Annotated in this window: 22 protein-coding genes, 1 pseudogene and 1 riboswitch; of the genes and pseudogenes, 7 read left to right on the top strand and 16 right to left on the bottom strand. The window is 62.6% G+C overall.

The window, feature by feature from the left end; all coding sequences use genetic code 11:
- The first annotated feature begins 218 nt into the window (after positions 1-218).
- Positions 219-947 (top strand): sulfate transporter CysZ, encoded by a 729-nt coding sequence (cysZ, locus tag RR51_RS13625; RefSeq protein ID WP_004376058.1) that lies wholly within the window; start codon positions 219-221, stop codon positions 945-947.
- A 45-nt stretch (positions 948-992) separates the two neighbouring features.
- Here the strand turns inward: cysZ and RR51_RS13620 are convergent, their stop codons facing one another.
- The 4 genes and pseudogenes from RR51_RS13620 to RR51_RS31935 form a co-directional block, all read right to left on the bottom strand.
- Positions 993-1,610, bottom strand: coding sequence for a GAD-like domain-containing protein (locus RR51_RS13620; protein ID WP_039613812.1), 618 nt, complete (start codon positions 1,608-1,610; stop codon positions 993-995).
- Positions 1,611-1,628: 18 nt separating this feature from the next.
- Positions 1,629-2,975, bottom strand: a complete 1,347-nt coding sequence (locus RR51_RS13615) for a DUF6861 domain-containing protein (protein WP_039613811.1) — start codon at positions 2,973-2,975, stop codon at positions 1,629-1,631.
- A gap of 226 nt (positions 2,976-3,201) precedes the next feature.
- Positions 3,202-3,612 (bottom strand): methyl-accepting chemotaxis protein, encoded by a 411-nt coding sequence (locus tag RR51_RS31940; protein ID WP_371264036.1) that lies wholly within the window; start codon positions 3,610-3,612, stop codon positions 3,202-3,204.
- Between the two features lie 129 nt (positions 3,613-3,741).
- Positions 3,742-4,428 (bottom strand): annotated as a pseudogene (locus tag RR51_RS31935) (PAS domain-containing protein); the annotation flags it as partial.
- Positions 4,429-4,695: 267 nt separating this feature from the next.
- On the opposite strand from RR51_RS31935, the gene RR51_RS13605 reads away from it, so the two are divergent.
- The gene (locus RR51_RS13605; protein ID WP_039613810.1) at positions 4,696-5,886 is read left to right on the top strand and encodes a glycosyltransferase family 4 protein; all 1,191 of its coding nucleotides are present in this window, start codon (positions 4,696-4,698) and stop codon (positions 5,884-5,886) included.
- A 127-nt stretch (positions 5,887-6,013) separates the two neighbouring features.
- Here the strand turns inward: RR51_RS13605 and RR51_RS13600 are convergent, their stop codons facing one another.
- Both RR51_RS13600 and RR51_RS13595 read right to left on the bottom strand, forming a co-directional pair.
- Positions 6,014-6,496 (bottom strand): glutathione peroxidase, encoded by a 483-nt coding sequence (locus tag RR51_RS13600; RefSeq protein WP_015268966.1) that lies wholly within the window; start codon positions 6,494-6,496, stop codon positions 6,014-6,016.
- A 145-nt stretch (positions 6,497-6,641) separates the two neighbouring features.
- Positions 6,642-7,127 carry an FKBP-type peptidyl-prolyl cis-trans isomerase gene (locus tag RR51_RS13595; RefSeq protein ID WP_003259610.1) on the bottom strand — a complete coding sequence of 162 codons (486 nt, stop codon included), beginning with the start codon at positions 7,125-7,127 and terminating at the stop codon, positions 6,642-6,644.
- On the opposite strand from RR51_RS13595, the gene RR51_RS13590 reads away from it, so the two are divergent.
- On the top strand, positions 7,126-7,428 hold the full coding sequence (locus RR51_RS13590) for a DUF3565 domain-containing protein (RefSeq protein WP_039613809.1): 303 nt from the start codon (positions 7,126-7,128) through the stop codon (positions 7,426-7,428). The genes RR51_RS13595 and RR51_RS13590 overlap by 2 nt on opposite strands.
- Positions 7,429-7,459: 31 nt before the next feature.
- A complete protein-coding gene (gene pta / locus RR51_RS13585; protein ID WP_015268964.1) occupies positions 7,460-9,547 on the top strand; it encodes a phosphate acetyltransferase in 2,088 nt (695 codons plus the stop codon).
- 136 nt (positions 9,548-9,683) lie between these two features.
- Here the strand turns inward: pta and RR51_RS13580 are convergent, their stop codons facing one another.
- The 10 genes from RR51_RS13580 to RR51_RS13535 all read right to left on the bottom strand — a co-directional run bounded on the left by RR51_RS13580 (position 9,684) and on the right by RR51_RS13535 (position 22,775).
- Entirely contained in the window at positions 9,684-10,403 is a 720-nt protein-coding gene (locus RR51_RS13580; protein WP_013970946.1) for an OmpA family protein, read from the bottom strand.
- 108 nt (positions 10,404-10,511) lie between these two features.
- Positions 10,512-11,156, bottom strand: a complete 645-nt coding sequence (locus RR51_RS13575) for an MBL fold metallo-hydrolase (protein ID WP_013970945.1) — start codon at positions 11,154-11,156, stop codon at positions 10,512-10,514.
- 18 nt (positions 11,157-11,174) lie between these two features.
- Positions 11,175-11,522 carry a type II toxin-antitoxin system ChpB family toxin gene (locus RR51_RS13570; protein ID WP_015268962.1) on the bottom strand — a complete coding sequence of 116 codons (348 nt, stop codon included), beginning with the start codon at positions 11,520-11,522 and terminating at the stop codon, positions 11,175-11,177.
- Complete coding sequence (locus RR51_RS13565; RefSeq protein WP_003259615.1) at positions 11,519-11,797, bottom strand: AbrB/MazE/SpoVT family DNA-binding domain-containing protein; 279 nt, start codon at positions 11,795-11,797, stop codon at positions 11,519-11,521. The genes RR51_RS13570 and RR51_RS13565 overlap by 4 nt, the downstream gene beginning before the upstream one ends.
- A gap of 168 nt (positions 11,798-11,965) precedes the next feature.
- Positions 11,966-12,658, bottom strand: a complete 693-nt coding sequence (locus tag RR51_RS13560; protein WP_013970942.1) for a sensor histidine kinase — start codon at positions 12,656-12,658, stop codon at positions 11,966-11,968.
- Positions 12,655-14,262 carry a tetratricopeptide repeat-containing response regulator gene (locus tag RR51_RS13555; RefSeq protein ID WP_015268960.1) on the bottom strand — a complete coding sequence of 536 codons (1,608 nt, stop codon included), beginning with the start codon at positions 14,260-14,262 and terminating at the stop codon, positions 12,655-12,657. The genes RR51_RS13560 and RR51_RS13555 overlap by 4 nt, the downstream gene beginning before the upstream one ends.
- Before the next feature lie 166 nt (positions 14,263-14,428).
- Positions 14,429-17,146: a LuxR C-terminal-related transcriptional regulator gene (locus tag RR51_RS13550; protein WP_039613808.1), complete on the bottom strand. Its 2,718-nt coding sequence runs from the start codon at positions 17,144-17,146 to the stop codon at positions 14,429-14,431.
- Between the two features lie 338 nt (positions 17,147-17,484).
- Entirely contained in the window at positions 17,485-18,849 is a 1,365-nt protein-coding gene (locus RR51_RS13545; RefSeq protein ID WP_039613807.1) for a DUF1329 domain-containing protein, read from the bottom strand.
- 25 nt (positions 18,850-18,874) lie between these two features.
- Positions 18,875-20,761, bottom strand: a complete 1,887-nt coding sequence (locus RR51_RS13540; protein ID WP_039613806.1) for a DUF1302 domain-containing protein — start codon at positions 20,759-20,761, stop codon at positions 18,875-18,877.
- A gap of 331 nt (positions 20,762-21,092) precedes the next feature.
- A complete protein-coding gene (locus tag RR51_RS13535) occupies positions 21,093-22,775 on the bottom strand; it encodes a fatty acid--CoA ligase (protein ID WP_039613805.1) in 1,683 nt (560 codons plus the stop codon).
- Between the two features lie 312 nt (positions 22,776-23,087).
- Between RR51_RS13535 and RR51_RS13530 the strand changes: the two genes are divergently transcribed.
- From RR51_RS13530 to RR51_RS13520, 3 genes are all read left to right on the top strand, one after another.
- Complete coding sequence (locus tag RR51_RS13530) at positions 23,088-24,053, top strand: 2-hydroxyacid dehydrogenase (protein ID WP_039613804.1); 966 nt, start codon at positions 23,088-23,090, stop codon at positions 24,051-24,053.
- Between the two features lie 54 nt (positions 24,054-24,107).
- A complete protein-coding gene (locus RR51_RS13525; protein WP_039613803.1) occupies positions 24,108-25,106 on the top strand; it encodes a class I SAM-dependent methyltransferase in 999 nt (332 codons plus the stop codon).
- Positions 25,107-25,145: 39 nt separating this feature from the next.
- Positions 25,146-25,286: riboswitch (yybP-ykoY riboswitch) on the top strand.
- 87 nt (positions 25,287-25,373) lie between these two features.
- Positions 25,374-25,958: a TMEM165/GDT1 family protein gene (locus RR51_RS13520; RefSeq protein WP_039613802.1), complete on the top strand. Its 585-nt coding sequence runs from the start codon at positions 25,374-25,376 to the stop codon at positions 25,956-25,958.
- Positions 25,959-26,017: the final 59 nt, after the last annotated feature.

The raw sequence follows: 26,017 nt of genomic DNA, 5'->3' as shown, positions 1-26,017 counted from the left end.
CCCATAAAGCGGAAAGTGAGCGCACTGTAGCGAGGTCGCAAAGATTAAGGAAATATCCTTCGACAATCCACCTCATAGCCATCGTCTATTCAGCGATTTGATCGATAGCCAAGCCCTGCTGCTTTTGTTACAGCCCGTTTCCCGCCCGCTGCCCGCCTTTCGTCGGCGCGGCAAACTCGGTAAGGTCAGCGCGTTTTCCTTCTCTGCGGAGTCTCTCGATGCAAGCCCCTGTACTCTCTGGCCCCCAGTACCTGCGCGAAGGCCTGAAACTGGTGCTAAGCCCCAATCTGCGGTTGTTCGTGCTGCTACCGCTGGCGGTCAACCTGCTGCTGTTTGGCGGCCTGATCTACTTCGCCGGCCACCAGTTCAGCCTGTGGGTGGACGCCCTGATGCCGAGCTTGCCGAGCTGGCTGAGCTTTCTCACCTACATCCTCTGGCCGCTGTTTGTCGCCCTGGTGGTGCTGATGGTGTTCTTCACCTTCACCCTGGTGGCCAACATCATCGCCGCGCCGTTCAACGGCTTTCTGGCGGAAAAGGTCGAGGTTGTGGTGCGTGGCGAGGACAATTTCCCCGCGTTCAGCTGGGGCGAGCTGGTGGCCATGGTGCCACGTACCTTCGGCCGTGAAATGCGCAAGCTGGGCTACTTCCTGCCGCGGGCCATCGGCCTGTTCATCCTGTCGCTGATCCCGGTGGTCAACGTGGTGGCGGCGCCGCTTTGGCTGATCTTCGGGGTGTGGATGATGGCTATCCAGTACATCGACTACCCGGCGGACAACAACAAGATGAGCTGGCAGGACATGCTCGCCTGGCTGCGGCAGAAGCGCTGGCAATCGCTGGGCTTTGGCGGCATCACCTATCTGGCGTTGATGGTGCCGGTGGTGAACGTGCTGATGATGCCGGCGGCGGTGGCCGGGGCTACGTTGTTCTGGGTGCGGGAGCGGAACTGAAGGGGCGAGGGGCTGCAGGGCAGCCCCTTTCCGCAGATTGCGTTTCTAGAAGTCAGAGAAGCTGTAGGGTTCTAGAGTAGAAATCTGAGAAAGCAATATCAAATGTTCCACTGCCTTAACCTTTTCGATATTAGCAAGTTCACTTGGCCCACCGAACGCCAAGGCCGGAACAAAACCATACATTTCATCGTGCTTTAGCATGCCTAATTTTCTCTTTGCTGGCTCGAATAGGTCGCCGAAATCATTGGATTCCTTCTCCATGCCCAGGAAAAAACCTTGCACTTCCCTATCGATATCAGCTGTCGCTAATTCATGGTCATTGCCAGAATAACGGGACGCGTAGGCTATGATATCCAATGAAAACCCGGAATTTTCACCCCATAGATAGAGATCGCCAAAGGCACCGCGAGCGACTAGATGATACGTATCACGCCCCTCTAATGCAGTACCTTCAATGAATGAAGCGACCACCCCCTCGTAATCCTGTGGGTTGACAGTCCAGAATATCCCGTCGCCGTATCCACACCATCCGTGCTCAGCCCAATATTCCAATAATTTTTCCGGCAATTTTCCACTATAACGCTGTATGCTCGAAGGCGGAACCTCTTGCCGGAATACAGGATTACCCATTTCCTCTATAAAAATTGAAAAGAATTCATCCATATTAAAAAACTCTAACTATTAGCATTTATGCAACCTGACATTCAAAAGACTTGATGCACCACCCGATCTGGATAGCTCTTCAGCGGCTTGCTTTAATCCTCCCACTCTATTTTTCCACTGCGGACCTATAGTAGAGTTGACTTGTCTGTCGCCGAAGTCAGAAATAGCGTCCCGACCACCCGCGCTCAAATCTGGATTATGCAATGCCGCAAGCGATGACATGGTTTCCTTTGCTTGCTTCACTGAAAGCTTTTTAGCTTCAATAGGGCTCATACTTTTCATCAAATCTTTCTGAATTCTATCTTTCAATTTATCATACAGTTTCTTCCTTGCTTTCCTGGCAATGTTCGGATCCCGCTTGACTGGATGAGTAAGATTTTCAAGAAACTCTTCAACCGTAAGCCGGTTTAGCCCATCCTGCTGTCCCTTCAACTGCCGTTCAAACTCGCCATGCTTGGATACTGGCAATTTGTCTGCCTTGAAGCACGCCACGGTATGCAACGGCATGCTACCGGGCTTCCCTGTCGAGGGCTCCTTGTCTTTCCCTGCCGGCCGATCAGGCTGCATCGGTTGCGGCTCACCCACCGCCCCCTTGCGCCGCTCCGGTACCTGCAGGTCCGGCCGTTTCTTCAACCCCTCTTCATGCTTGAGCATCCATTGCCCCAGCCGCGCACCTTTGCGGCTGGCCGCCATTTCCTGGGCCAGCACCCGGGCATCGCCGCGGCCGCGGGTGAGGTACGACACGATCGCCCCCAACAACAGCAGCACGACCTCCACATGACCTTGGGCAATCTGATGCGTGGCCCGGGATATCGCATAGGGGTCGTCCCGGCAGAACGGGCCCGAGCCTTCATTGCCGCAGGTGCCTTCCCAGGCGAAGCGAATGCCGTCGACGTAGTACTCGCCGATACGCGGCAAGCCCTCGATGAAGAACTCGGCGATGGAGGCCAGCCCCAGCGCGCCGAGGATCCAGCCACTGACCTTGAGGCCCATGGCCGCGCCCGCGCCGGCGAACGGAATGGTTCCGGCGCCGCCGGCGAATGCGCCAACCCCCGCGCCAAGCAGGCCACCGGTGATGGTGCTGCCGGCGACGATCATCGCCATCTGCCGCACGACCATCAGCAGTTCGTCGACGATACTGTTGATGTCGAGGTCGGCGAAGCGCTGGCGCAGCATGTGCGCCGCCTGCCATTCGGCGTGGTAGAAGGCTGTGCGGACGGCTTCGATCCGGCGCAGGTTGAGGCCTAGCGAGGCGACCTCTTCATTGAGGCTGGTGCGGAACTGGCCACCGCTTTGGTAGCCCACCATGGCGATGACACGTGACTCGATCTCGTGCCAGGAGGGCACGAGGCAATCCAGGTACATGAGGTGTCTCCCTGACAGCGTGTGCAGGGGGAAATCCCATCATGGATTCGGATCGGAAGTTTCTGAGTCAGTTGTAGGAAAATGCGACTTCTTTTACAGCAGGTTCAGCGAAGTTGAGCTGTTCAGCCGGCACCAAGGACAAGGTTGGGGATCTTTGTCGTGCCTGAGATCGAGCCCCATCCGGGCGGGGGCTCGACTGCATAGGCGCTACAAACCTCAGGCCATATCAAAGACTCAACTGGCTGGAAAACTGCCCCACCACATCCACCACCCGCTTCGCACCATCCTGAATCTCGACGATCACGCTACCTGTCTCGTCCGCCAGTGCCAGGCCCTGCTCGGCCTGGCGCTTGCTGGTGTCGATGATCGCCACTGCCGCTTGGGCCAGTTGCTCGTTCTGCTGTACCACGCGGGCGATTTCCTCGGTGGCGGTGCTGGTGCGCGAGGCCAGTTGGCGCACTTCATCGGCAACCACGGCAAACCCACGCCCCTGTTCGCCAGCGCGGGCCGCTTCGATGGCCGCGTTCAGCGCCAGCAGGTTGGTCTGCCCGGCAATGTCGCTGATGGTCTTGATGATCGAGCCGATCACCCGCGACTGGGTATCCAGTGCCTGGATACCCTCTGCCGCCTCTTGCATCGACGCTTCCAGCCCGCGCATCACGCTGACACTCTGGGTGACCACATCGGTGGCCTTGCGGGCACTGGCATCGGTACCCAGCGAGGTGTTGTAGGCGACATCCGCCGCCTCGGCAACCGCCTGCTCCTGGTTGACCTGATCGGTGATGACGGTGGCGAACTTCACCACCTTGTACAGCACGTCATGGGCATCGAAAATCGGGTTGTATGAAGCTTCCAGCCAGACCACCCGGCCGTGGGCATCGATACGCTTGAAGCGGTCGGCAACGTACTCGCCACGGCGCAGCTTGTCCCAGAACGCCTGGTAGCCGGCCGAGTTGGCCTCCTCCGGCTCGCAGAAGATGCGGTGATGCTTGCCACGGATCTGCTCCAGGCGGTAACCGACAGCGCCCAGGAACCGGTCGTTGGCAGTGAGGATGGTGCCATCGAGATCGAACTCGATCACCGCGGTGGAGCGCATCAGGGCCTTGATCAGGCTTTCGTGCTCGCGGGAGGTCTCGATGGTGCGGGTAAGGTCGCTGGAATGCAGCGTGAAATACTTGATGCGCCCCTCGCTGTTCTTGACCGGCTGCAGGATCGACCGTAGCCAGGCTTCCTGGCCATTGCCACGCAGCAGGCGGAATGCACCGTTCAGGTGTTCACCGCGGCTGATTGCGCCCTTCATGCGCTGGTGGAAATCCAGCGTCTTCACATGGGCGGGGACGATGTCCTCGATGTTGCGCCCAAGCAATTGTTCGCCACGGTAGAGCATCTCGCTCTCGAAGTTGGCATTGACCATCTCGATCCGTCCCTGAGGGTCGAGTTGAAGTACCAGCATCTCGCTGTCGAGGCTATTCTTGACCTGTTCTATGGACATCAGGTCTTCGCGAAGCTGCCGGATTTCTTGCTTGAGCTTGTTGTTGAACATCACCGCTCTCCTGGAGCGAATCGGGTAGTCGAATGCATCTTCATCGGCTGCCGATGCCCCCGCTTGAGTGCCCTGCAATGAAATATTCGCGTGGACAAACGCGTCGGCGAGCAGGCGTCATCTTTACGTCACATGGCAGTCACATTGGCGCAATCCAGCAGGCGGAAACTTTTTGTCATGAATACACCCGCCCTACGCATTTCCCTGGTCAGCGAAACCTTCCCACCCGAGATCAACGGCGTGGCCAATACCCTTGGCCGCCTCAGCGAGGGGTTGCGCCAACGCGGCCATGAGATCGAAGTGGTGCGCCCACGCCAGGCCGGAGAAGCACCGCGGCACAGCGACCCGAACCTGATGCTGTGCCGTGGCTGGCCACTGCCTGGCTACCCGGGCTTGCAGTGGGGCGAGGTATCGATGCACAAGCTGTTGCGCCGCTGGCGTCGACAGCGCCCGGATGTGCTGTACATCGCCACCGAGGGGCCGCTTGGGCTCAGTGCACTGCGCGCGGCCCGGCGCCTCGGGGTTGCGGTGGTCAGTGGCTTCCACACCAACTTCCCGCAGTATTCCGGCCAGTACGGGCTGGGCCTGCTGACGCGCCTGCTCACCAACTACCTGCGCTGGTTCCATCGGCGCACGGCGATCACGCTGGTACCCAGCCTCAGCCAGCGCCTGGAGCTCGAACGCCGTGGCTTCGAACGCCTGGAACTACTGGCCCGGGGGGTCGATGCCTGCCTGTTCAACCCGGCCCGGCGCAGCCCCGCATTACGGGAAAGCTGGGGGCTCGGCCCGGACGACATCGCCGTACTGCATGTCGGGCGGCTGGCGGCAGAAAAGAACCTGGGTTTGCTGCGCCCAAGCCTGGAGGCACTGCAGAAAGCTTATCCACACAAACGTCTGCGCCTGATCATGGTCGGTGACGGCCCGCAGCGTGCCGCCCTCGAACAGCAGGTACCGGATGCCATGTTCTGCGGCGCCCAGCGTGGCGAGGTGCTGGCCGAACACTATGCCAGCGGTGACCTGTTCCTGTTTCCGAGCCTGACCGAAACCTTTGGCAATGTGGTGCTCGAAGCCATGGCCTCGGGGTTGGCGGTGGTCGCCTATGACGAGGCGGCCGCCGCGCAGCATATTCGCCACGGCCATAGCGGTGCGCTGGCCATGCCGGGGGACCAGGCGGCGTTCATCGATGCAGCCTGCTGGCTGCTGGAGGAAGAAGAGACGTTACGGCGGGTGCGCCTGAATGCGCGAAAGCATGCCAGCCACCAGGGATGGCCAGGGATTGTCGAGCAGTTTGAGGGGTATCTGCATGCAGCCCGGAACCAGGCTGCGACCTCGCCAGCTTCGAGGCTGGGTGCTACGCGATCTGTGTAGGAGCGGCCTTGTGCCGCGAATGGCCGCGAAGCGGCCCAGGCCATTCGGCATCATGGCAGCCATCGTGGGCCGCGCTGCGGCCCATTCGCGGCACAAGGCCGCTCCTACAGGGACCGCGTCAGGCGCTTCAGGCCAAGGCTTTCTCGATAGCCTGCACCACCGCAGGATCATCCGGCGCCGTGCGCGGCGAAAAACGCGCCAGCACCCGCCCGTCCTTGCCCACCAGGAACTTCTCGAAGTTCCAGGTAATGTCGCCCGGGAACTCTGCCCCCTCACCCGCCAGCAGGCGGTACAGCGAATGGCGCTGCGGCCCGTTGACCTCCAGCTTGGCACCCAGCGGGAAGCTCACCCCGTAGTTGAGGCTGCAGAACTCCTGAATTTCCTTTTCGCTGCCAGGCTCCTGCCCGGCAAACTGGTTGCACGGCAGGCCAAGCACGTTGAAGCCCTTGTCCTTGTAATTCTGGTAGAGGTTCTCCAGGGCCTTGTATTGCGGCGTGAGACCACACTTGGAGGCAACGTTGACCACCAGCACCACTTGGCCCTTGAACGGTGCGAGGGGCAGCTCCCCGCCGTTCAACGCGTCCAGTTTCAGGTCGTGAAAAGCACTCATGATGAATCCCCTCTCAGGTTCCCGGTTGCCGCGCAGGCGAATTACGCCCACTAAAAAGGCGCTCGTCCAAACCGTCCACCTCCCGTAGGAAGGCAAATCGGCTTGCCCGAGCGCCTGGCGACTTTCTGAGCTTAGCGCAGAAAAATCAGTGGTGATGGCCACCTTCACCGTGGATGTGGCGGTGAGCGATTTCTTCGTCGCTGGCATCACGAACGTTGACCACCTTGACCTGGAAGGTCAGACGCTGGCCGGCCAGCGGGTGGTTGCCGTCGACAGTCACGTCGTCGCCGTCGATGTCGCGGATGGTGACGATCTGCATCTGGCCATCCGGCGCCGAAGCGTGGAACTGCATGCCCACTTCCAGCTCGTCGACACCTTCGAACAGGCTGCGGTTCAGGGTGCTGACCAGCTCGGCCAGGTATTCGCCGTAGGCATCTTCCGGCTCGATGGAAACGTTCAGCTCGTCACCGGCCTGCTTGCCTTCCAGGGCTTTTTCCAGGCCCGGGATGATGTTGCCGGCACCGTGCAGGTAAACCAGCGGTGCACCGCCGGCGGAGCTGTCGATGGTCTCCCCGGCGTCGTTGGTCAGGGTATAGTCGATGGAGACAGCCTTGTTGGCGGCGATCAGCATGGGGCAAGACCTTTTGCAAAAGTATGTAGAGCGGACAAGTGTAACCAAGCCATCGCCCGATTGCGAACGCACTGCGGACGAGCAACGGCCCATCAGTCGGATCACCGGCTTCCACCAGGACGAAGAGGGCCACTGGGTGGCCGAACTGTCCTGCGGCCACACCCAGCACCTGCGCCACCAGCCGCCGTGGCAGGCGCGCCCCTGGGTGCTCGACCCGGCCCAACGCGCGCAGCGTATCGGCCTGCCTTTCGCTTGCGGCTGGTGCGCACAAGGGGCCGATAGCGCTACCCTTGGCCGTTAATTTCTTGCACCGCTTATTTCGAGAAGCACGCATGCAGACATTTTTCATTGCGCCGACCGATTTCGGTGTCGGCCTGACTTCCATCAGCCTGGGTCTGGTGCGCACCCTGGAGCGCGCCGGCCTGAAGGTCGGCTTCTTCAAGCCGATCGCCCAGCCTCACCCGGGTGACACCGGCCCCGAGCGCTCCACCGAGCTGGTTGCCCGTACCCACGGCATCAAGCCCCCTGTGCCGCTGAGCCTGTCCCATGTCGAGCGCATGCTCGGCGATGGCCAGCTGGACGAGTTGCTCGAAGAAATCATCCGCCTTTACCAGCAAGCCTGCATCGGCAACGACGTGGTGGTGGTCGAGGGCATGGTGCCCACGCGCCACGCCAGCTATGCGGCGCGGGTCAACCTGCACCTGGCCAAGAGCCTGGATGCCGAGGTGATTCTGGTATCGGCGCCGGAAAACGAAGTGCTCAGCGAGTTGTCCGGCCGGGTCGAACTGCAGGCCCAGCTGTTCGGCGGCCCGCGCGACCCGAAGGTGCTCGGGGTAATCCTCAACAAGGTGCGCACCGACGAAAGCATGGCGGACTTTTCCACCCGCCTGCGCGAGCACTCGCCGCTACTGCGCGGCAACGACTTCCGCCTGCTGGGCTGCATCCCCTACCAGCCTGAACTGAACGCCCCGCGCACCCGCGATGTGGCCGACCTGCTCGGTGCCCAGGTGCTCAATGCCGGCGACTATGAACAGCGGCGCATGAGCAAGATCATCATCTGCGCGCGTACCGTTGCCAACACGGTGCCACTGCTCACCTCGGGTACCCTGGTGGTGACCCCGGGCGACCGCGACGACATCATCCTCGCCGTCAGCCTCGCGGCGATCAACGGCGTCCCGCTGGCCGGCCTGCTGCTGACCAGCGACAGCAAACCTGACGCGCGTATCCTTGGTCTGTGCCGTGGCGCCCTGCAGGCCGGCCTGCCGATCCTTTCAGTCAGTACCGGCTCGTACGACACTGCCAACCAGCTCAACTCGCTGAACCGCGAAATCCCGGTGGACGACCGCGAGCGCGCCGAATTCATCACCGACTTCGTCGCCAGCCACCTCGACGCCGCCTGGCTGCACCAGCGTTGCGGCACGCCGCGTGAATTGCGCCTGTCGCCAGCCGTGTTCCGCTACCAGTTGATCCAGCGGGCACAGCAGGCGAACAAGCGCATCGTCCTGCCGGAGGGTGCCGAGCCTCTGCTCGTTCAGGCAGCAGCCATCTGTCAGGCTCGCGGCATTGCCCGCTGCGTGCTGCTGGCCAAGCCTGAGGATGTCGACGCGGTGGCCCGAGCCCAGGGCATCACCTTGCCACCGGGCCTGGAGATTCTCGACCCAGAGCTGATTCGCGGGCGCTATGTGGAACCGATGGTCGAGCTGCGCAAGAGCAAGAACCTCAATGCACCAATGGCCGAGCAGCAACTGGAGGATCCGGTGGTGATCGGTACCATGATGCTGGCTCTGGACGAAGTGGACGGCCTGGTCTCGGGCCTGGTGCACTCCACCGCCAACACCATCCGCCCGGCACTGCAGCTGATCAAGACCGCACCGGGCTCGAGCCTGGTGTCGTCGGTGTTCTTCATGCTGTTCCCCGAGCAGGTGCTGGTGTACGGCGACTGCGTGATGAACCCGCACCCGAGTGCTGTCGAACTGGCCGAGATCGCTCGGCAGAGTGCCGAATCGGCGCAGGCCTTCGGCATCGCGCCACGGGTGGCGATGATCAGTTATTCAAGCGATTCGGCCAGCGACGAGGAAGTCGAGAAAGTGCGCGAAGCGACCCGCCTGGCACAAGGCGCGGCGCAAGAGCTGCTGATCGACGGGCCGTTGCAGTATGACGCGGCGGCCAACCCGGCGATTGCACGGGAGCTGGCGCCGGGCAGCCCGGTAGCCGGGCGGGCGACGGTATTCGTGTTCCCTGACCTGAATACCGGCAACACGACCCACAAGGCGGTGCAACGCAGCACCGACGGGGTCAGCCTGGGGCCGATGCTGCAAGGGTTGCGCAAGCCGGTGAACGACTTGCCGCGCGGGGCTCAGGTTGACGATATCGTGCATACCATTGCCCTGACGGCGATCCAGGCCAGCGTGGGGGGCTAAAAGCTGGGGCTGCTTTGCAGCCCCTGTGGGAGCGGGCATGCCCGCGAAGCAGGCACTGCGGTGTATGGCACCGGCTTCGCCGGTGTTCGCGGGCATGCCCGCTCCCACAGGGCCGCAAAACGGCCCCGGCGGTCAATCAGGGATACTGCTGAACCTGACCTTGCTGGTCATACTGCTGACCCGGAATCGGCTTCAGGTTCACTTCCACACGGCGGTTCTGCGCACGGCCATTGGCGTCGGCGTTGCTGGCGATCGGCTGGTCCGGGCCCATGCCACGTACGGTGATACGCGAGGCATCTACACCCTGCGAGGTCAGGTAGGTGCTGACCGCCTGCGCACGGCGCTGGGACAGGTCCATGTTGTGCTGGCGGCTGCCAGTGCTGTCGGTGAAGCCGACCACTTCGATGGTGTTCTGGTTGAACTGCTTGAACGAGCCAGCCAGGTTGTTCAGCGGCGAGTAGAAGCTTGGCGCGATGTTGGCCGAGTCGGTTGCGAAGGTGATGTTGCCCGGCATGATCAGCTTGATCTGGTCACCCTGGCGCTGCACTTCCACACCGGTATTGGCCATTTGCGCGCGCAATTCGGCTTCCTGCTTGTCGGCGTAGTAGCCATAACCGGCTGCAGCGGCACCCACGGCGGCAGCGCCGATCAGTGCGCCCTTGCCACGGTTGTTGTGGTCGATGGCGGCACCGGCGATAGCACCGGCCAGCGCGCCCAGGCCGCCGTATTTGGCAGTTTTGCTCATCCCGGTGGAGCCCTGCGCCTGCCCCTGGCTGTCATAAGGGTTCTGGCCGGCACAGCCGGTCATCAGGGCAGCGGCGGTTGCGACGATAATCAGACGACGCATGGTGAACATGGACAAGCTCCTACTGAATTCATGAATGCGACAGATCATAAAGGGATCTATGCCAGCCTTGGATTGCATCGGCGCCGAAAAATTCCGTGAAAGTGCCTTCATGTGCCATCAGGCACGCACAAAGGGGTTCTCGCGCATTTCGTCGCCCAGGCGGGTATCAGGCCCGTGGCCGGTCACCACGATGGCCTCCTCGTCCAGCCGGTACAGCCGCTCCCTGATGGAACGGACGATGGCCCGCTGGTCGCCACCCCACAAATCGGTACGGCCAATGCCCCGGCGGAACAGGGTATCGCCGGCGATCAGCAGCTTGGCGTCGGCAAACCAGAAGCTCATCGAGCCTGGCGTGTGGCCTGGCGTATGCAAGGCCACTCCACATCCACAGGCCAGCTCCTCGTCATCCCCCAGCCAACGGTCTGGCGCGGGTACCGGAGTGTAGGGCACGCCGAACATCTGGCACTGCATTTCCAGGTTGTCCCACAGCGACTGGTCGTCCTTGTGCAAGTGCAGCGTGGCGCCGGTCAGCTCCTTGAGCTTGCCCGAGGCGAGGAAGTGATCGAAGTGCGCGTGGGTGTGGATGATGCTCACCAGCGTCAGCCCATGGGCCTGCAGGCGGGCCAGGATCTTGTCCGGGTCACCGCCGGGGTCTACGACGATGGCCTTTTTGGTCAGCGGGTCGCCGATCAGGGTGCAGTTGCACTGCAGGGGGCCTACGGGGAAGGTTTCGCGGATGAGCGCTGACGATGGATTCTGCATAGGGAATACGGGAACCGGTTAATCGAAGAGGGTCTGTACGCGAGCCAGTGCATCAAGGATGACGACCTCGGGTACCGACTCTATGCGTTTGGCAAATCTGGCTTCAAGGTCGACTGTGCGCACCTGATTGCAGAGCATCACGCCCTGAGTCTGCGTACCCGCACCGCTGAGCGTGACGGCGAAACCCGCATGCCTGGCAAAATCGCCACCTTGAGTGATCGGCACTACCACAGCCAGGCCTGACGCATTGAACGCAGCGGGAGTGAGCACCAGCGCAGGTCGCCCAGCACCCTGCTGCTCCCGTCCAACAGTCGGATCGAGATTGATGCGGACGATATCGCCCCTGGCGAACTTCACCCGTTTCACACTTCACGCCCTACTGGTGGCATCGCGTTCCAGTCGGCCATGTCCTCTGGCTCCGGTGCATCCAGATCGCACTGAGCCATCAGCTCTTCAAGGGTGTATTTGGGTTTCGACCTGACGGGTTTGAGCACCATGGTCTCACCCGCGGTGTCCAGGCTCAAGGTAGAGCCGACTCCGAGACGCATCTGCTTGAGCACTGCAGCCGGCAAGCGAATCGCGGCGCTGTTACCCCACTGTTGAATCTTGATCTGCATGAGTATCTCCCAAGGTAGATACATAGTAGAAACCCTCCAAATGATTGCAAGCGAAATGTAGAGACGTCGTATCTACACTGTCATTTGCCCGGTATGGACAAAAGCGCTGCAACCTCAAGAAGGAAATGCCCTACATCACCTTGGGAACCTACTTTCCAGCTGCAAAAATTTGAAACGCAATCCTTGTCAGTTTCAAGGCAAAAACAACCTGAACAACCCACCCCCAAGCGCGCCGCCATTGGAGATCTCGATCCGCCCGCGCACCCCGCCGCTTTCATGCAGTGCCGCGATCCGCGCTGCAAAATACAGGCCAAGGCCGGTACTGCCGCTGGTCGAGTCGATACCCTGGATGAATTCTTCCTGGCGTTCGAGCATGCGCTGTGGATAACCCGGGCCGTCATCGTTGACGCAGATGGCCAGCTGGTTGTCTGCCTCTTCGATGGTGATCAGCAAGGCATGCGCGGCAAAGCGGGTGGCGTTGGTGATCACGTTGGCGATCACCGAGGCCACCAGCTCGCGGTCGAAGAAGCCCAGCGGGTTGTCGGTGTCGATGCGCCAGGTGGCAAGGATGTCCTTGTGCTTGAGCACCTCCTCATGTGCCGCCAGCTGGGCTTCGATAAAGTCGTCCAGTTCGTGGTAGTCCGGGCACACCGGCAACTGGTTCACGCCCAGTTTGTACAACCCCAGCAACTGCACAAGCATGCCGTTGAGGTGGCGAAACTCATGTTCCATAACCCCTTGCTCGGCACCACTTCGCAGCTCCTCGGGCAAGCGCTGCATCCACTGGTTGTGGGACTGGATCAGCGCCGACAGGGAATTCTTCAGGTCGTGCACGGTGGAGGCGATCACCGTGGAAAAATCCAGCCCCTGGTTGTCTTGATTCATGCGCCGAACACTCGGATGTGCAGTTTGCGGTAGCGATCGTAGCGGTTGTCGCTGGCGGGGATGCCGGCCACGCTGGTCAGGGCGTCGCGGCACTCCTGCATGATCGCGGGCTGAGGGTTGTCTCCGCCGATGCGCAGCAGCGCCTGGGCAGTGTTGAGGGCGATGCTGATGTTCTTCGGCTGCAAACCCAGCGCCTTGCGGAACAGCTGCAATGCCTCGCCGAGCTGCCCTCCCTGGTAACTGCGCACACCCTGGCGATTGAGGGTGACAGCTTCGGTAATGGCGTTGAGCACGCTGGGGTCGTCCGTCAGCTTGCCGACCCTCTCCATGACCTTGGGGTCGTCGCCATAACTTTCCACACAGCTCTTCAGCACGCCGATGGCAGCAGCTTCCTGCCCCATGGCCTGCAACTGCACGGCAACGGTCAGAGCCGAATCGACCGAGAAGAACTGGTTCATCTTGTCCAGACGCTGGATCGCCTGTTCGGTCAGCTTTGCAGCCGTTTCAGGATCGCCGGCCTGCTGCAGGCTGGCGGCCTTCATCATGCGGGCACGCACCTGCAGGCCTTGGTCCTCGGGGTTTTCCTTGGCCACTTCGCTGAGTGTGCTGTTGATCTCGACCCGTGTGCGCGCATCCAGGCCAAAACCGGCATTCCTGCTCATCAGCGCCTGCACCAGGCCCAGGTTGTTCTCGGCGTCCTTGTAGCGCGAGCTCTGGCCCTGATTCACCGCATGGCGAAATGCCTTCGAGGCACTCTCGAAGTCTTCGTTTTCCAACGCCAGCTTGCCCAGCGTCGACTGCCGGCGCACCGACAGCGGCGACAGGCGCACGGCTTCTTCAAGCATGTTCTGCGCACGCCTGGTTTCGCCTTGGGCCACCAGCACCTCGGCCATGCCATCGTACAGGCCCGGCATGATCGGGAAGGCCTTGAGCGCCTGCTCGTACACGCCCTGGGCCTGGGCATTCTGGCCACGCTTGTGCATCAGGCTGCCCAACGCCGAGTAGGCCCATGGCTGCGGGCGGCTGGCCAGGATGGCCTTGAGGAACTTCTCCAGTTCCTCGAAGCGGTTGAGGTTGCGCAAGGCATCTGCCCGATAGCGCAGGCACAGCGGGGCCAGGCGTGGGTCGCGCTTGCACAGTTCGGCGCAGGCAGCCAGCACTTCGGCCGGGCGATTGCGGTCCAGGGCCTGCAGGATCGGCTTGAGCAGGGTCTTGCGCTGGTACAGTTTCTCGACACGCTGGGCCAGGCCAACTCGGTTGAACGGCTTGGTCAGATAGGCATCAGGCTCGTGCTCGATGGCGCTGAGGACAATGGCCTGGCTGCTCTCGGCCGTGACCATGATGAATATGCACTCATGGCTGATGTGCTTGTCGAGGATCAGGTCTTCGAGCACCTGCTGGCCGTTCTTCTTGCCGTCGCCCAGGTGGAAGTCCTGCAGGATGACGTCATAGCGCTTTTGCGCGCACATGCGCAGCGCCTGCTCGCCGCTGTCGGCGGTGTCCACATCACGCACGCCCAGTTCGCGCAGCATGGAACGGGTCGACGTACGAAAGTCGGTAAAGTCGTCGACGATCAGAAAGCTCTTTTGCCCGTACTGCAGCATCAACACGACCTGCCTTGGAATGATTGAAAAATCGCGCGAGGCGATGCCACCGATAGCTGTATCGGCAGCTGGTCGGGAAAGATGAGGGTAGAGCACTGGCGGCCACGAGCCATGAGCCACGGCCTCGAGCCATCACTTCAACGAGCAAGACCTTGCTGGGCCAATATCACACCAGCAGCCCCAGGGACTTGGCCTTCGCCACCGCCTGGGTACGCCGTTCCACCCCCAGCTTGCTGTTGATATGGCTGGCGTGGGTTTTCACCGTGTGCAGGGAAATGAACAACCGCTCGCTGATCTGCTGGTTGGAACAACCCTGGGCAATCAGCTCGAGCACGGCCAACTCGCGGCTACTCAGGGCTTCGCCGCTGCCGATGCTGGCGCTTGGTATCTGCGGCAGGCGCTTGAGCAACTCGGCCTGCACCGGGCAGGCGGCAACTGCCTGGAGCTGTTCGAGAAGCCACTGCGGGTGCTGCTCCAGCAAAGGCTGGAACGGTTGCAGCACGCCGCCATGGGCTGCCGCCAGCAACCGTGGCAACAACTGGGCGGCCTGCTCTTCCCGACCTTCTCCCAGCAACAAGCCAAGCCACTGGCACAGGGCACTGACGCTGAGCATCATGCCGCCACTGGCCTGGCCGCGCTCGACCAGGCTGGCCAGGCGTTGCGCCGCGTCGTCGCTACGCGACTGGATACGCTCGAGCGATGCCTGCTGCAAGGCGATGTGCAACGGCAGCAACGGGTGGAACTCCGGGGCCGCCGCCGGTTGCTCGCCGCCATAGGTCTGACCCAGGCGCAGCAGCCAGGACTCCGCCAGGTCGATGCGCCCCTGGGCCAACCACAACTCGCATTTGACCAGGGTGATCATCGCCAGATAGTAGACAGGCGGTACATCCCAGATGTGCATCAGCCGCTCGGCCTCGGCCAGTTCGGCAAAGGCCTCGGCAAAGTGCCCTTCTCGGCCATCGAGCGTGGCGATCACACAGTGGCCGATGAGCACACTGATATCACGGCAGGCCCGCGCCTCGCCCAGCCCAGCACGTAAACGGGCACGACCCTGGGACGGCTGCAGACGCGACACCAGCAGGTAGCCCTCGTAAAGCGTCAGGCGGGCGCGCACGGCGTAAAGCCGCTGTGCTGACAGCCCTTGCAGGCGCTGCAACCCCTGGCGAACTTCGTCCAGCGCGCGCAACACCTCGCCACGGGCATGCAGCACCCGCGCCCGGTCGTAATGGGCCAGGGCCTCGAACAATGGGTTGCCAACACGCTGGGCCAACTCCAGCGCCTCACGGTTCCAGCCGCGGGCCCGCCAGAAATCGCCATCGGCAATCGCCAGGTTGGACAGCGTCGACAGGCACACCAGGCGTTGGCCATAACGCTTGCTCGGCAAGCTCTGCAACGCTTCACCGCAATAGGCCAGGGTGCGCTCGCGATCACCACGGCCACGGGCGATAACACCACTCAGCGCCAGCCACTGGGCCAGCATGGACTTTTGCGCGGTCGCCGAAGGCGCGGGCAGGAAGCGGCTGAGATAACCCGCCAGCTCCTCGGCCGCGTCCAGCTGGCACGCCAGGCCCAACGCCCAGCTGTACAGCACGATCAGCCGCGGCGTGCTGATCAGCAGGCTGTCGGGCAGGTCCATCTTCCAGCGCAGCAACATGCCGACGTTCTGTTCGGCCAGCAGTTGCTCCTCGGACAGGCTCTGCACCAGGTCGGCGGCGACATCGAGGTAACCGGCGCGCAGGGCCTGCTCCACCGCTTCGTCCAGCAGGCCCTGGCTTTCGAACCAGCGGCAGGCACGCAACTGCAGGTCGGCCAGCGGCTCGCTGGCCTGGCGGCTGCGCAACAGGTCGGAGAACAAATGGTGATAGCGGAACCAGTGGCCATGCTCGTCCAGCGGCACCAGGAACACCTGGTGCGCCTGCAAGAAACGCAGGATCGCGGCACTGTCGTGGCGGCCGCGTACGGCATCGCACAGCGGGGCGCAGAAACGTTCCTGGCAGGCCGTTTCGTACAGGAAGGCCTGCACATCGGCGGGCAGCATGTCGATGACTTCTTCCAGCAGATAGTCACGGATCAGGCCCTCGCCGCCATGCAAGGCCTGGGGCAACGCCTGCTCGTCAGCGGACTCGCTGGCCGCCAGTTGCCAGAAACGCAACCCTGCCACCCAACCGTCGCTGCGCTGGATCAGGTTGTCCAGGGCCTGGCCACGCAGGCCGGTGGGTTGGCGGCCGAGCACCGCCAGTGATTCTTCGGTAGTCAGGCGCAAGTCCTGCTCGTTGAGTTCGACCAGTTGCCGCGAAAGGCGCAGGCGCGCCAGGTGCCAATCCGGGCGTTGGCGGCTGGTGACCAGCAGCACCAGGCCGGGGGGCAGGTGATTGAGGAAGAACTGCAGGCAGCGGTCGAGCACCGGCCCCTGGGCCAGGTGATAGTCGTCCAGCACCAGCAACAAGGGAGTATCTGCTTGCAGGTACAGCGCCAGCTCGTCGAGCAGGCCGTCGAGCCATTCCTCGAAGGCGAACGGCTGGTGGCGCTGGCGCATTTTCAGTAGGCCCATAGCCTGGCCGCCCAGCGCCGGGCAATACTGCTGCAGGCCTTCGAGCAGGCGTTCGAGGAATCGGCCAGGGTCGGCATCCCGTTGGCTCAGGCCCAGCCACAGGCTACGCCAGTGCTCGGGCAGCGCTTCGCAAAATTCGATGGCAAGGGAGCTTTTGCCGAACCCTGCCGGGGCATTGACCAGTAACAACCGCCCGCCGAGACCGGCTTGCAGCCGCTGGCACAGGCGCAGGCGCGGCACATGACCGTCCGGCAAGGGCGGCCGGAAGAAACGCCCGTCCAGCAGGCCCAGGGCCTGGCTGGTGAATCCATGCGTACGGGACAGATCTGTCATGGCCGGCTCGTTCTGGTTGGAAGACTACGGCGGTATGGATGCTTGCGAGACTAGCGGGTAACGCTACGCATTTGAAGATGATGGGCGCAATTCCACTGGAAAAGACTGCGACAAAAAGCAACATAGCTGATGGACAGCGGCTGGGGCGGGGGTTTGGAGAGGTATTCACCAGCTTTATTGCTGTACCGGCCTCTTCGCGGGTGAACCCGCTCCTACAGGGATTGCGCAGGTTTCAAGCCCAGTGCAGTACCTGTGGGAGCGGGTTCACCCGCGAAGGGGCCAGTACAGGAAAATGAAACGCCCCGGACAAGCCGGGGCGCTCCGAGGTTGCGCGATACTTAGCGAATACCCGACTGGCGCAGTGCCGCAGGCTGGAAGTCAGCCTTGCTGGCACTGAAGCCGAAGTCGTAGGCGCGCTTCTCTTCGTTCTTCATGCCCAAGGCCAGGTAACGGCCCGACTGCAGGTCATAGATGGCCTCCAGGGTGTACCACGGCACTTCCACGTTGTAGTACGGCTGAGCATGTGCCTCGGACACGCGCCACAGTTGGCCACGGCCGTCGTACTGGTCAATCACCGCAGCCTGCCAGGTGTCCTCGTCGATGTAGAAGTCACGCTTGGCATAGATGTGCCGCTGGCCCGGCTTGAGGGTGGCGACCACGTGCCATACACGCCGCAGCTCGTAACGGGCCAGGTCCTGGTTGATGTGCCCGGCCTTGATGATGTCGGTGTACTTGAGCTTGGGGTCGTCGAGCTTGAATGCGTTGGACGCGATGTACATCTCCTTCTTGCCTTCCAGCTTCCAGTCATAGCGGTCTGGCGCACCGTTGAACATGTCCAGGTTGTCGGAGGTGCGCAAACCGTCGGCGGCGGTACCCGGGCCGTCGTACGACACTTGTGGTGCCTGGCGTACGCGGCGCTGACCGGCGTTGTAGATCCACGCCTTGCGCGGTTCCTTCACCTGGTCGAGGGTTTCGTGCACCAGCAGCACGGTACCGGCCAGGCGCGCAGGCGCGGTCACTTCCTGCTTGAAGTAGAACAGGATGTTGCCCGGATTGTTCGGGTCGTAATCCTTCATTCTTTCGCGGAAGACGAACTGGTCGGAGAAGTATACCGGGTTGAAAGAGCCGTTCTGCTGGGGCGTTGCCTGGGTCACCAGACGGCTGACGCTACCGCCCCGGTAGCGGGTGATGTGGTTCCAGATCACCTCCAGGCCGCTTTTCGGGATCGGGAACGGTACAGCCGTGCGGAAGTTGTTCAGACCGTTGCCGCCTTCGACCAGGGTGGTCTTGGTAGCGTTTTCCTTGATGGCAGCGAACACATCGGCCGGCACCGTGGCCCCGCGATGGGTCTTGAATACCGGGATCTTGAAGGTGTCCGGATAGCGCTTGAGCATGGCCAGCTGGCCCGGCGAGAGCTTGTCCTTGTACTGGTCGGCGTTCTGCGCGGTGATGGTGAACAACGGCTTGTCGCTGCCGTACGGGTCGGACAGGAAGCCCTTGCCGTCGACGCTGCCCGCGCTCTTGGACAGCGGTTCCCACGGGCCGATCGAGCCATCGGCGTTGCCGGCCTTTTCGGCGCCCATCGGAGTCAAGGTACTGCCCAGCTTGGCCGCCTCGTCGGCGGATACTGCAGCCATGACGCTGGTCGCCAGCAGGGACAGGCCCAGCACACCGGCTTGCAGCAGACTTCTGGTCTTGTTCATGTCGTGTCGTCCTGGATCTGAATGCTTAGAAGTTCACGCCGAAGCTGAGCGCGACGAAGTCGCGGTCATCCACGGTGGTGTACTTGCCATCGAAGAAGTTGGTGTACGACAGGCTCGCCGTGTAGGTGTTCTGGTACTCGGCGTCGAGGCCCAGGCTGACGGCCTTGCGGCCTTCCTCGAAGTTGGCGCCAGGGCCCGGCGAATAGCCGGAGACGTCATGCGACCAAGCCACGCTGGGTTTCAGGTTGACCCCGGCAAAGACATCGTTGTAGTCCCAGATGACTCGGGCGCGGTAACCCCAGGAAGTGCTGGTGGTAAAGCCATCGTTCTCGCAGTTGCGGCTCAGGTTGGCGGTGGAGGCACCGGCACCAGCGCCTGCGATGGTGCTGGCATTCAGGGCCTGACAGGTGTTTGCCCCACCGGTGGATGGCAGCGGGCCTGGACCAAACACTGGATCGCGACCGTAGCGGGTATCGTGGGCGCTCTCCAGGCCGCCCACATGGGTGACCCCCAGCTCGCCCACCACGGTCATGCGGCTGGCGCCCATTACCTGGTCGAAGAAATGCGTGAGGGTGGTCTGGAACTGAGTGATCTCCTTGCGGCGATACCCGTGCAAGTCCTGCCCCGGCGTACCGGTCAGCAGCGAAGCGTTGCTCAAGGCACCGCCAATGGGGCGGACCCCGGCGAACAGGATATCCGTGGTATTCAGTTGCACCGGTGCGTTGGGGCGGTAGCTGAGTTCGCCGCTCCAGGCGGTCCCGGTGGGCAACGTAGTAGAGAAGCTCAAGCCATAAAGGCGGATGTCCTCGGGGTATTCGACGAAGTACTCGGAGTTACCTGCCACGATCAGCGGTGCCAATGCGCGCAGCTGTGCAGGCAATGCGCTCAGGCCGGCGAACACTGAAGGCGCGGCCCCGGTAGCACTGAAGATTGGCGCACGGCTGTGGTAGTTCATGAAGTAGGCGCCAAACTCGGTGTCCAGCGGCTCGAACATGTAGCGCATTGCCACGCCAAACTGGCCGCTGTCACGCGCATCGCGGTCGGCGCCGCGGCGCACCATCACCCCTTCCTCATTGATGTCCACGCCACGGGTGGCAAGGAACTGCTGCGCCGCCCCCGGCACTGTGCGACTGCTGTTGAGCACGCGCAGGTTGTCGGTACAGCCGTCGGCAATGATGTCTGGCTGGGAGAAGAAGGTGCCGCAGTTGTCGACGACCGTCTGATCCCATTCGATCTGGTAGAAGGCCTCCGCCGACAGGTTGTCGGTCAGGCTCTGCGAGATGTAGAACATGTTGACCGGGATCAGGCCTTCCTTGATCTCGGCCCCCGGGCGGCGGAACGCCGACACGTCGATCGGGTTGATCGAGTTGATGCCGCCACCGATGAAGGTACTTTCACCCCAGCTCACCACCTGCTTGCCCAGGCGCACCGAGCCTGGCTGATCGCCGATGGAGTAGTTGTGGTAGACGAATGCGTCTAGCAGTTCGGCACCGGACGATTTGGCGCCTTCCTTGCGGTTGGAGTCGCTGATGTCCTTGAACTCGCGGCCTTCGTCCTTCAGTTCGAAGTCGTACCAGTACTTGCCCCGGACGAACACGCCGGTGTCGCCGTACTTGAGCTCCAGGTCATGGATGCCCTTGAAGATCTTGGAGAAGGTTTCGCCCTTCTTGAAGTTCAGGTGGCCATCGTCGGATGTCTGCGACAGGCCCTTGCCGCCGTTGTTCACCCCGATCAGGTTCTTGTTGGGGTTGGCCGTCGACCAGCTGGCGCCGATGGAGAGCGACGAGTCGAACTGGCCTTCGATTTCACCAATGTTGAAACTGACAGCGAAAGCAGGACTTGCGAGCGTGGAAGCAAGGCTGACGGCCAGGGGCAACTTGGCCCGGCGCCAGAACAGGTTTGCAGATTTCATCGACGCTACTCCATGTACTTTTTTTGTTATGGCAGTGAGTCCTTTCAAGAACGGCCCGAGCGACCGGTTTGCAGGCTTGCGCCCGCGGCGACACGGCTTGCGCATGTCGCCTCCCCCATTCCTGAAAATCCCCTGGCCCCGACTATAGCCAGCAAGGCACAGGCGCTTGATCCCTCTAAAGTGTGATTTGCGCTCCGTGCGGCCAACTCGCTGCCATGTTGCCCCGGCTGCGCGCTGGCAGTGCTAAAGGATGGCGTATTTCTGCCGTTTGGCAAGGCTCCACCCCTCTAGCATGCGGGTCGCGCGCTGCAGTACGCGACCCGCATGGCGGTTACAGCGTGGAGAGGAACGCGCTGTTGCTGGCCTGCCACTGGACGATGTCCTGGCGGATGCGTTTCTTGTCGAGCTTGCCGACACTGGTCTTGGGAATTTCGGTAACAACGGCGATCTGGCTTGGAATCGCCCACTTGTTGATGTGCCCTTGCTCGACGAACGGCTTGAGGTGTTCCTTCAGCGCCTTGGCGTCGATGACCTGGTCTTCGCGCACCACAAGCAGGGCAAACGGGCGTTCACCCCACTGCGGGTCGGCCACCCCTACCACCGCCACTTCGCGCACGGCCGGGTGACGGCTGATCAGGTCTTCGAGGTCGAGCGAGGAAATCCACTCGCCACCGGTCTTGATCACATCCTTGATACGGTCGCGGATGTCGATATAGCCCATGCCGTCGAGCGTGGCGACATCACCAGTGTGCAACCAGCCGCCCTGCCACAGCTCCTCGCTTTTTTCCGGTTCCTTGAAGTAGCCCATGGTCAGCCATGGCGCACGCAGCACCAGCTCGCCCTGGGTTTCACCGTCGGCGGGCAGGAAGTTGCCGTCGCCGTCGACGATGGCCGCCTCCACCAGCGGCACCGGCACGCCGGCCTTGATGCGGTAGGTGACGCGCTCATCCTCGCTGCCGGCCTGCAGTTCGTCGTTAAGGTGGGCGGCGGAAATCAGCGGGCAGGTCTCGGACATGCCATACGCAGCGGTCAGCTGGATACCGCGTGCCAGGGCGGCCTGGTACAACGAGCGGTTGAGTGCGCTGCCACCGATAATGATCTTCCAGCCGCCGAAGTCCTGACCTTGGGAGGTCGGGCAGTTGAGCAGCATCTGCAGGATGGTCGGCACGCAATGGGAGAAGGTGACCTTCTCTTCGCGCCACAGTTTGACCAGCATGTCCGGCTCGTAGCGCCCCGGATACACCTGCTTCATGCCCAGCATGGTGGCGGCGTAGGGAATGCCCCAGGCGTGCACATGGAACATCGGCGTGATGGGCATGTACACGTCGTTGCTGCCCAGCAGGCGCACGCTGTCGATGCTGCCAGTCACCGAAGCTTCGGCCAGGGTGTGCAGCACCAGTTGCCGATGAGTGAAGTACACACCCTTGGGGTTGCCGGTGGTGCCAGTGGTGTAGAAGGTGGTGGCCACCGAGTTCTCGTCGAAGTCCGGGAAATCGTAGCGCGGGCTGGCAGCGGCCAGCAGTTGCTCGTACTCGCCCACCAGGTTGGGCAGCTCGGCTGTCTTTTCCGGGCCGTCGGTCAGCAGCAGGGTCTTGTCGACCGTGGTCAGTTGCCCGGCGATGGCCTGGTACAAGCCGACGAAGTCACTGTTGACCAGCACCACGCGGTCTTCGGCGTGGTTCATGGTGTAGAGAATCTGCTCGGGCGACAGGCGCACGTTGATGGTGTGCACCACCGCACCGATCATCGGGATGGCGAACATGCATTCCAGGTAGCGGTGGCTGTCCCAGTCCATCACCGCCACGGTGTCACCGGCCTTTACCCCGGCTTCGGTCAGCACGTTGGCCAGCCGCGCGATGCGCTCGTTGAGCTGGGGGTAGGTCAGCCGCATCTGGTCTCGGTAGACGATTTCGCGGGTCTTTTCATAGCGGCTGCCAGACATCAGCAGTCGCTTGATCAGCAGGGGGTAGGCGTAGGCGCCCCCGGCGGGCTTGATGATGCGGGTCTGCAACATGGGTATCCCTTTTCTGGAAAGCGGGCCGGACAAGTCTGGGAACTACTGTAGTTCGCCAATGTGACGGCTAAATCAGCCGAAGGAATGATTTGCGTGATGAAGGTATGAGTGGCGGGCGTTGACGGGCGGCAAGGTTGAACTAGACACTGCGCCGGCAGCTTCAGGTTATGTGGTGAAGCTGATGGCCTATTCGCGGGTAAACCCGCTCCCACAGGTATTGCACCATTGCAAAGGCTGGTGCAGTACCTGTGGGAGCGGGTTTACCCGCGAATGGCCGCGACACCGAAATCCCGCCCAGCCTCGGAGAACTTCATGCCCAGCCCGCGTCGCGCCGTGTTTCTCGATCACCAGTCCCTGGACCTGGGCGATCTCGACCTCTCGCCCCTGAAGCAGCAGTTCGACGAGTTCGAACTGTTCGCCGCCACCCGTCCTGAGCAGGTCGCCGAACGCCTTCAGGGCGCGGTAGCGGTGGTCAGCAACAAGGTCATGCTCGACGCCGCGACCCTGGCCGCCAACCCGCAACTGAAGCTGATCCTGGTGGCCGCCACCGGCACCAACAACGTCGACCTGGCAGCCGCCCGCGCCCAGGGCATCACCGTGTGCAACTGCCAGGGCTACGGCACACCGTCCGTCGCCCAGCACACCCTCGCCCTGCTACTGGCACTGGCCACCCGCCTGTGCGACTACAACCAGGCGGTAGCCGACGGCCAGTGGGCCAAGGCCAGCCAGTTCTGCCTGCTGGACTTCCCCATCGTCGAGCTGGAGGGCAAGACCCTTGGCCTGCTCGGCCACGGTGAACTGGGCGGCGCGGTGGCGCGACTGGCCGAAGCCTTTGGCATGCGCGTGCTCAGCGGGCAGATCCCCGGCCGCCCGGAACGCGCCGACCGGTTGCCGCTGGACGAGTTGCTGCCGCAAGTCGACGCCCTGACCCTGCACTGCCCGCTGAACGAGCACACCCGACACATGCTCGGGGCCCGCGAACTGGCCTTGCTCAAGCCAAACGCACTGGTGGTCAACACCGCCCGCGGCGGCCTGATCGACGAGCAAGCGCTGGCCGACGCCCTGCGCAGTGGCCACCTGGGTGGCGCCGCCACCGACGTGCTGAGTGTGGAGCCGCCGGTCAACGGCAACCCGCTGCTCGAACCCGGCATCCCGCGCCTGATCATCACCCCGCACAGCGCCTGGGGCGCGGTAGAGTCGCGCCAGCGCATCGTCGGCCAGCTCAGCGAGAACGCCCAGGCCTTCTTCGCCGGGCAGCCACGCCGCGTGGTTAGCTGAGCCCGACGCCCGCCTCTGCTAAACTGCGCCACTTTTTTCCAGGAGGCGTCGTCCATGGACCCGCGCAGTGAAGTGTTGCTCCGCCAGGCAGAGCTGTTCCAGGGCCCGCTGCTGCTCGCCGGCGCCCCCGCCGACGGCCTGCTAGGCCAGTTGCCCAATGCCCAGGCCTGGACCTGGCATGCGGGTGATCAGGCTACGCTCGAAAGCCGCTTCGCCGGGCGCAGCCACTATTCAGTGGAGCCCCCTGAAGTGGCTTTCGACAGCGCCGTGCTGTTCCTACCCAAGTCCCGCGAACTGGCCGCCTACCTGCTCAACGCCCTGGCCTCGCGCCTGGCGGGCCGCGAGCTGTACCTGGTCGGCGAGAAACGTGGTGGCATCGAGGGTGCGGCCAAGCAGCTGCAGGCCTTTGGCAAGCCGCGCAAGCTCGACAGCGCCCGCCATTGCCAGCTGTGGCAGGTGACCATCGAGCACGCGCCAGAGGCCAAGCCCCTGGAAAGCCTGGCCGAACGCTTCGAGCTCAGCCTGGAAGACGGCCCGCTGCAAGTGGTCAGCCTGCCCGGTGTGTTCAGCCATGGCCGCCTCGATCGCGGTACCGCCCTGCTGCTCAAGCACCTCGATGGCCTGCCGAGCGGGCATGTGCTGGACTTCGGCTGCGGTGCCGGGGTGCTGGGCGCCACGGTCAAACGCCGTTATCCACAAAACCGGGTGACCCTGCTGGACGTGGATGCCTTCGCCGTGGCCGCCAGCCGCCTGACCTTGGCCGCCAATGGTCTGGAGGGCGAAGTGATCAGCGGCGACGGCATCGACGCAGCGCCGACCGAGCTGAGCCTGATCCTGAGCAACCCGCCGTTCCACACCGGGGTGCACACCAACTACCAGGCATCGGAAAACTTGCTGAAAAAATCAGCCGTTCATCTGCGAAAAGGTGGCGAAATGCGCCTGGTTGCCAACAGCTTCCTGCGCTACCAGCCACTGATCGAAGGGGCGCTGGGCAACTGCCAGGTACGCGACGAGGCGGACGGTTTCCGCATCTACCAGGCAACACACGGATAAAAACAGCGCTTGCCGAAAGCGTTTTGCCTAGGCAGAATCCGCACCGTCCTAGGGGAGTAGTCTCCCGCGAGCGCCCTGCTCGCCCGGTACGCGTCAACATACTTGGTCCACAGACCATGGCGCGTGCGACCCACCATGCCAGCCTGCATGGCGAGATCCGCATAGACGGATCCAGGGTTTGACAAGACCTATGACACGCACACCTTACCCGGGGCGGGGAGGCTGTACGTGTCATAGCCGTGTCGACCCGCCCCCGTAGGAATCCTGATGCTGGAATCTTTGCTGGTCCCCACCGCCATCGTTGCCCTCGCCGAAATCGGCGACAAGACGCAATTGCTCGCGCTCATACTCGCTGCCCGCTTCCGCAAGCCCTGGCCGATCATCGCCGGCATCATCGCCGCCACCTTGGCCAACCATGCCGCGGCTGGTGCCGTGGGCGCGTGGGTCGGCAGCTTCTTCAGCGACTCGGCACTGCACTGGATCCTGGCCGCGAGCTTCACCGCCACTGCCCTATGGACCCTGGTTCCGGACAAGATGGAGGACGACGAGAACCCGGCGCGCCGCTTCGGGCCGTTCCTGACCACGCTGATCGCGTTCTTCCTGGCTGAAATCGGTGACAAGACCCAGGTCGCCACGGTAATGCTGGCAGCACAGTATCCGTACCTGATCATGGTCATTATTGGTACTACCCTGGGCATGCTGATTGCCAACGTGCCAGTGGTACTGGCGGGTAACTTCGCGGCGGACAAACTGCCGCTGACGCTGATCCGTCGCCTGGCGGCCACGGCGTTCTTCGTGCTGGCGATCGTGGCCGTGTACTCGGCGATGAAAGCCAGTGGCTGGGTGGGGTAACTCGAAAGGCGACAGGCTGACGCCGAACCTGTAGGAGCAGCCTTGCGCTGCGAAGAGGC

Source organism: Pseudomonas sp. C5pp (assembly GCF_000814065.1).
GTDB classification, from domain to species: Bacteria; Pseudomonadota; Gammaproteobacteria; order Pseudomonadales; family Pseudomonadaceae; genus Aquipseudomonas; species Aquipseudomonas asiatica.
This window is presented reverse-complemented; position numbering and strand designations above follow the sequence as displayed.

Bases quoted from the DNA above. Each gene is read 5' to 3' on its own strand.
- cysZ (WP_004376058.1), top strand. From the start codon at position 219: ATGCAAGCCCCTGTACTCTCTGGCCCCCAGTACCTGCGCGAAGGCCTG.
- RR51_RS13620 (WP_039613812.1), bottom strand. From the start codon at position 1,610: ATGGATGAATTCTTTTCAATTTTTATAGAGGAAATGGGTAATCCTGTA.
- RR51_RS13615 (WP_039613811.1), bottom strand. From the start codon at position 2,975: ATGTACCTGGATTGCCTCGTGCCCTCCTGGCACGAGATCGAGTCACGT.
- RR51_RS31940 (WP_371264036.1), bottom strand. From the start codon at position 3,612: ATGCAAGAGGCGGCAGAGGGTATCCAGGCACTGGATACCCAGTCGCGG.
- RR51_RS13605 (WP_039613810.1), top strand. From the start codon at position 4,696: ATGAATACACCCGCCCTACGCATTTCCCTGGTCAGCGAAACCTTCCCA.
- RR51_RS13600 (WP_015268966.1), bottom strand. From the start codon at position 6,496: ATGAGTGCTTTTCACGACCTGAAACTGGACGCGTTGAACGGCGGGGAG.
- RR51_RS13590 (WP_039613809.1), top strand. From the start codon at position 7,126: ATGGGGCAAGACCTTTTGCAAAAGTATGTAGAGCGGACAAGTGTAACC.
- RR51_RS13595 (WP_003259610.1), bottom strand. From the start codon at position 7,127: ATGCTGATCGCCGCCAACAAGGCTGTCTCCATCGACTATACCCTGACC.
- pta (WP_015268964.1), top strand. From the start codon at position 7,460: ATGCAGACATTTTTCATTGCGCCGACCGATTTCGGTGTCGGCCTGACT.
- RR51_RS13580 (WP_013970946.1), bottom strand. From the start codon at position 10,403: ATGTTCACCATGCGTCGTCTGATTATCGTCGCAACCGCCGCTGCCCTG.
- RR51_RS13575 (WP_013970945.1), bottom strand. From the start codon at position 11,156: ATGCAGAATCCATCGTCAGCGCTCATCCGCGAAACCTTCCCCGTAGGC.
- RR51_RS13565 (WP_003259615.1), bottom strand. From the start codon at position 11,797: ATGTATCTACCTTGGGAGATACTCATGCAGATCAAGATTCAACAGTGG.
- RR51_RS13560 (WP_013970942.1), bottom strand. From the start codon at position 12,658: ATGAATCAAGACAACCAGGGGCTGGATTTTTCCACGGTGATCGCCTCC.
- RR51_RS13555 (WP_015268960.1), bottom strand. From the start codon at position 14,262: ATGCTGCAGTACGGGCAAAAGAGCTTTCTGATCGTCGACGACTTTACC.
- RR51_RS13550 (WP_039613808.1), bottom strand. From the start codon at position 17,146: ATGACAGATCTGTCCCGTACGCATGGATTCACCAGCCAGGCCCTGGGC.
- RR51_RS13545 (WP_039613807.1), bottom strand. From the start codon at position 18,849: ATGAACAAGACCAGAAGTCTGCTGCAAGCCGGTGTGCTGGGCCTGTCC.
- RR51_RS13540 (WP_039613806.1), bottom strand. From the start codon at position 20,761: ATGAAATCTGCAAACCTGTTCTGGCGCCGGGCCAAGTTGCCCCTGGCC.
- RR51_RS13535 (WP_039613805.1), bottom strand. From the start codon at position 22,775: ATGTTGCAGACCCGCATCATCAAGCCCGCCGGGGGCGCCTACGCCTAC.
- RR51_RS13530 (WP_039613804.1), top strand. From the start codon at position 23,088: ATGCCCAGCCCGCGTCGCGCCGTGTTTCTCGATCACCAGTCCCTGGAC.
- RR51_RS13525 (WP_039613803.1), top strand. From the start codon at position 24,108: ATGGACCCGCGCAGTGAAGTGTTGCTCCGCCAGGCAGAGCTGTTCCAG.
- RR51_RS13520 (WP_039613802.1), top strand. From the start codon at position 25,374: ATGCTGGAATCTTTGCTGGTCCCCACCGCCATCGTTGCCCTCGCCGAA.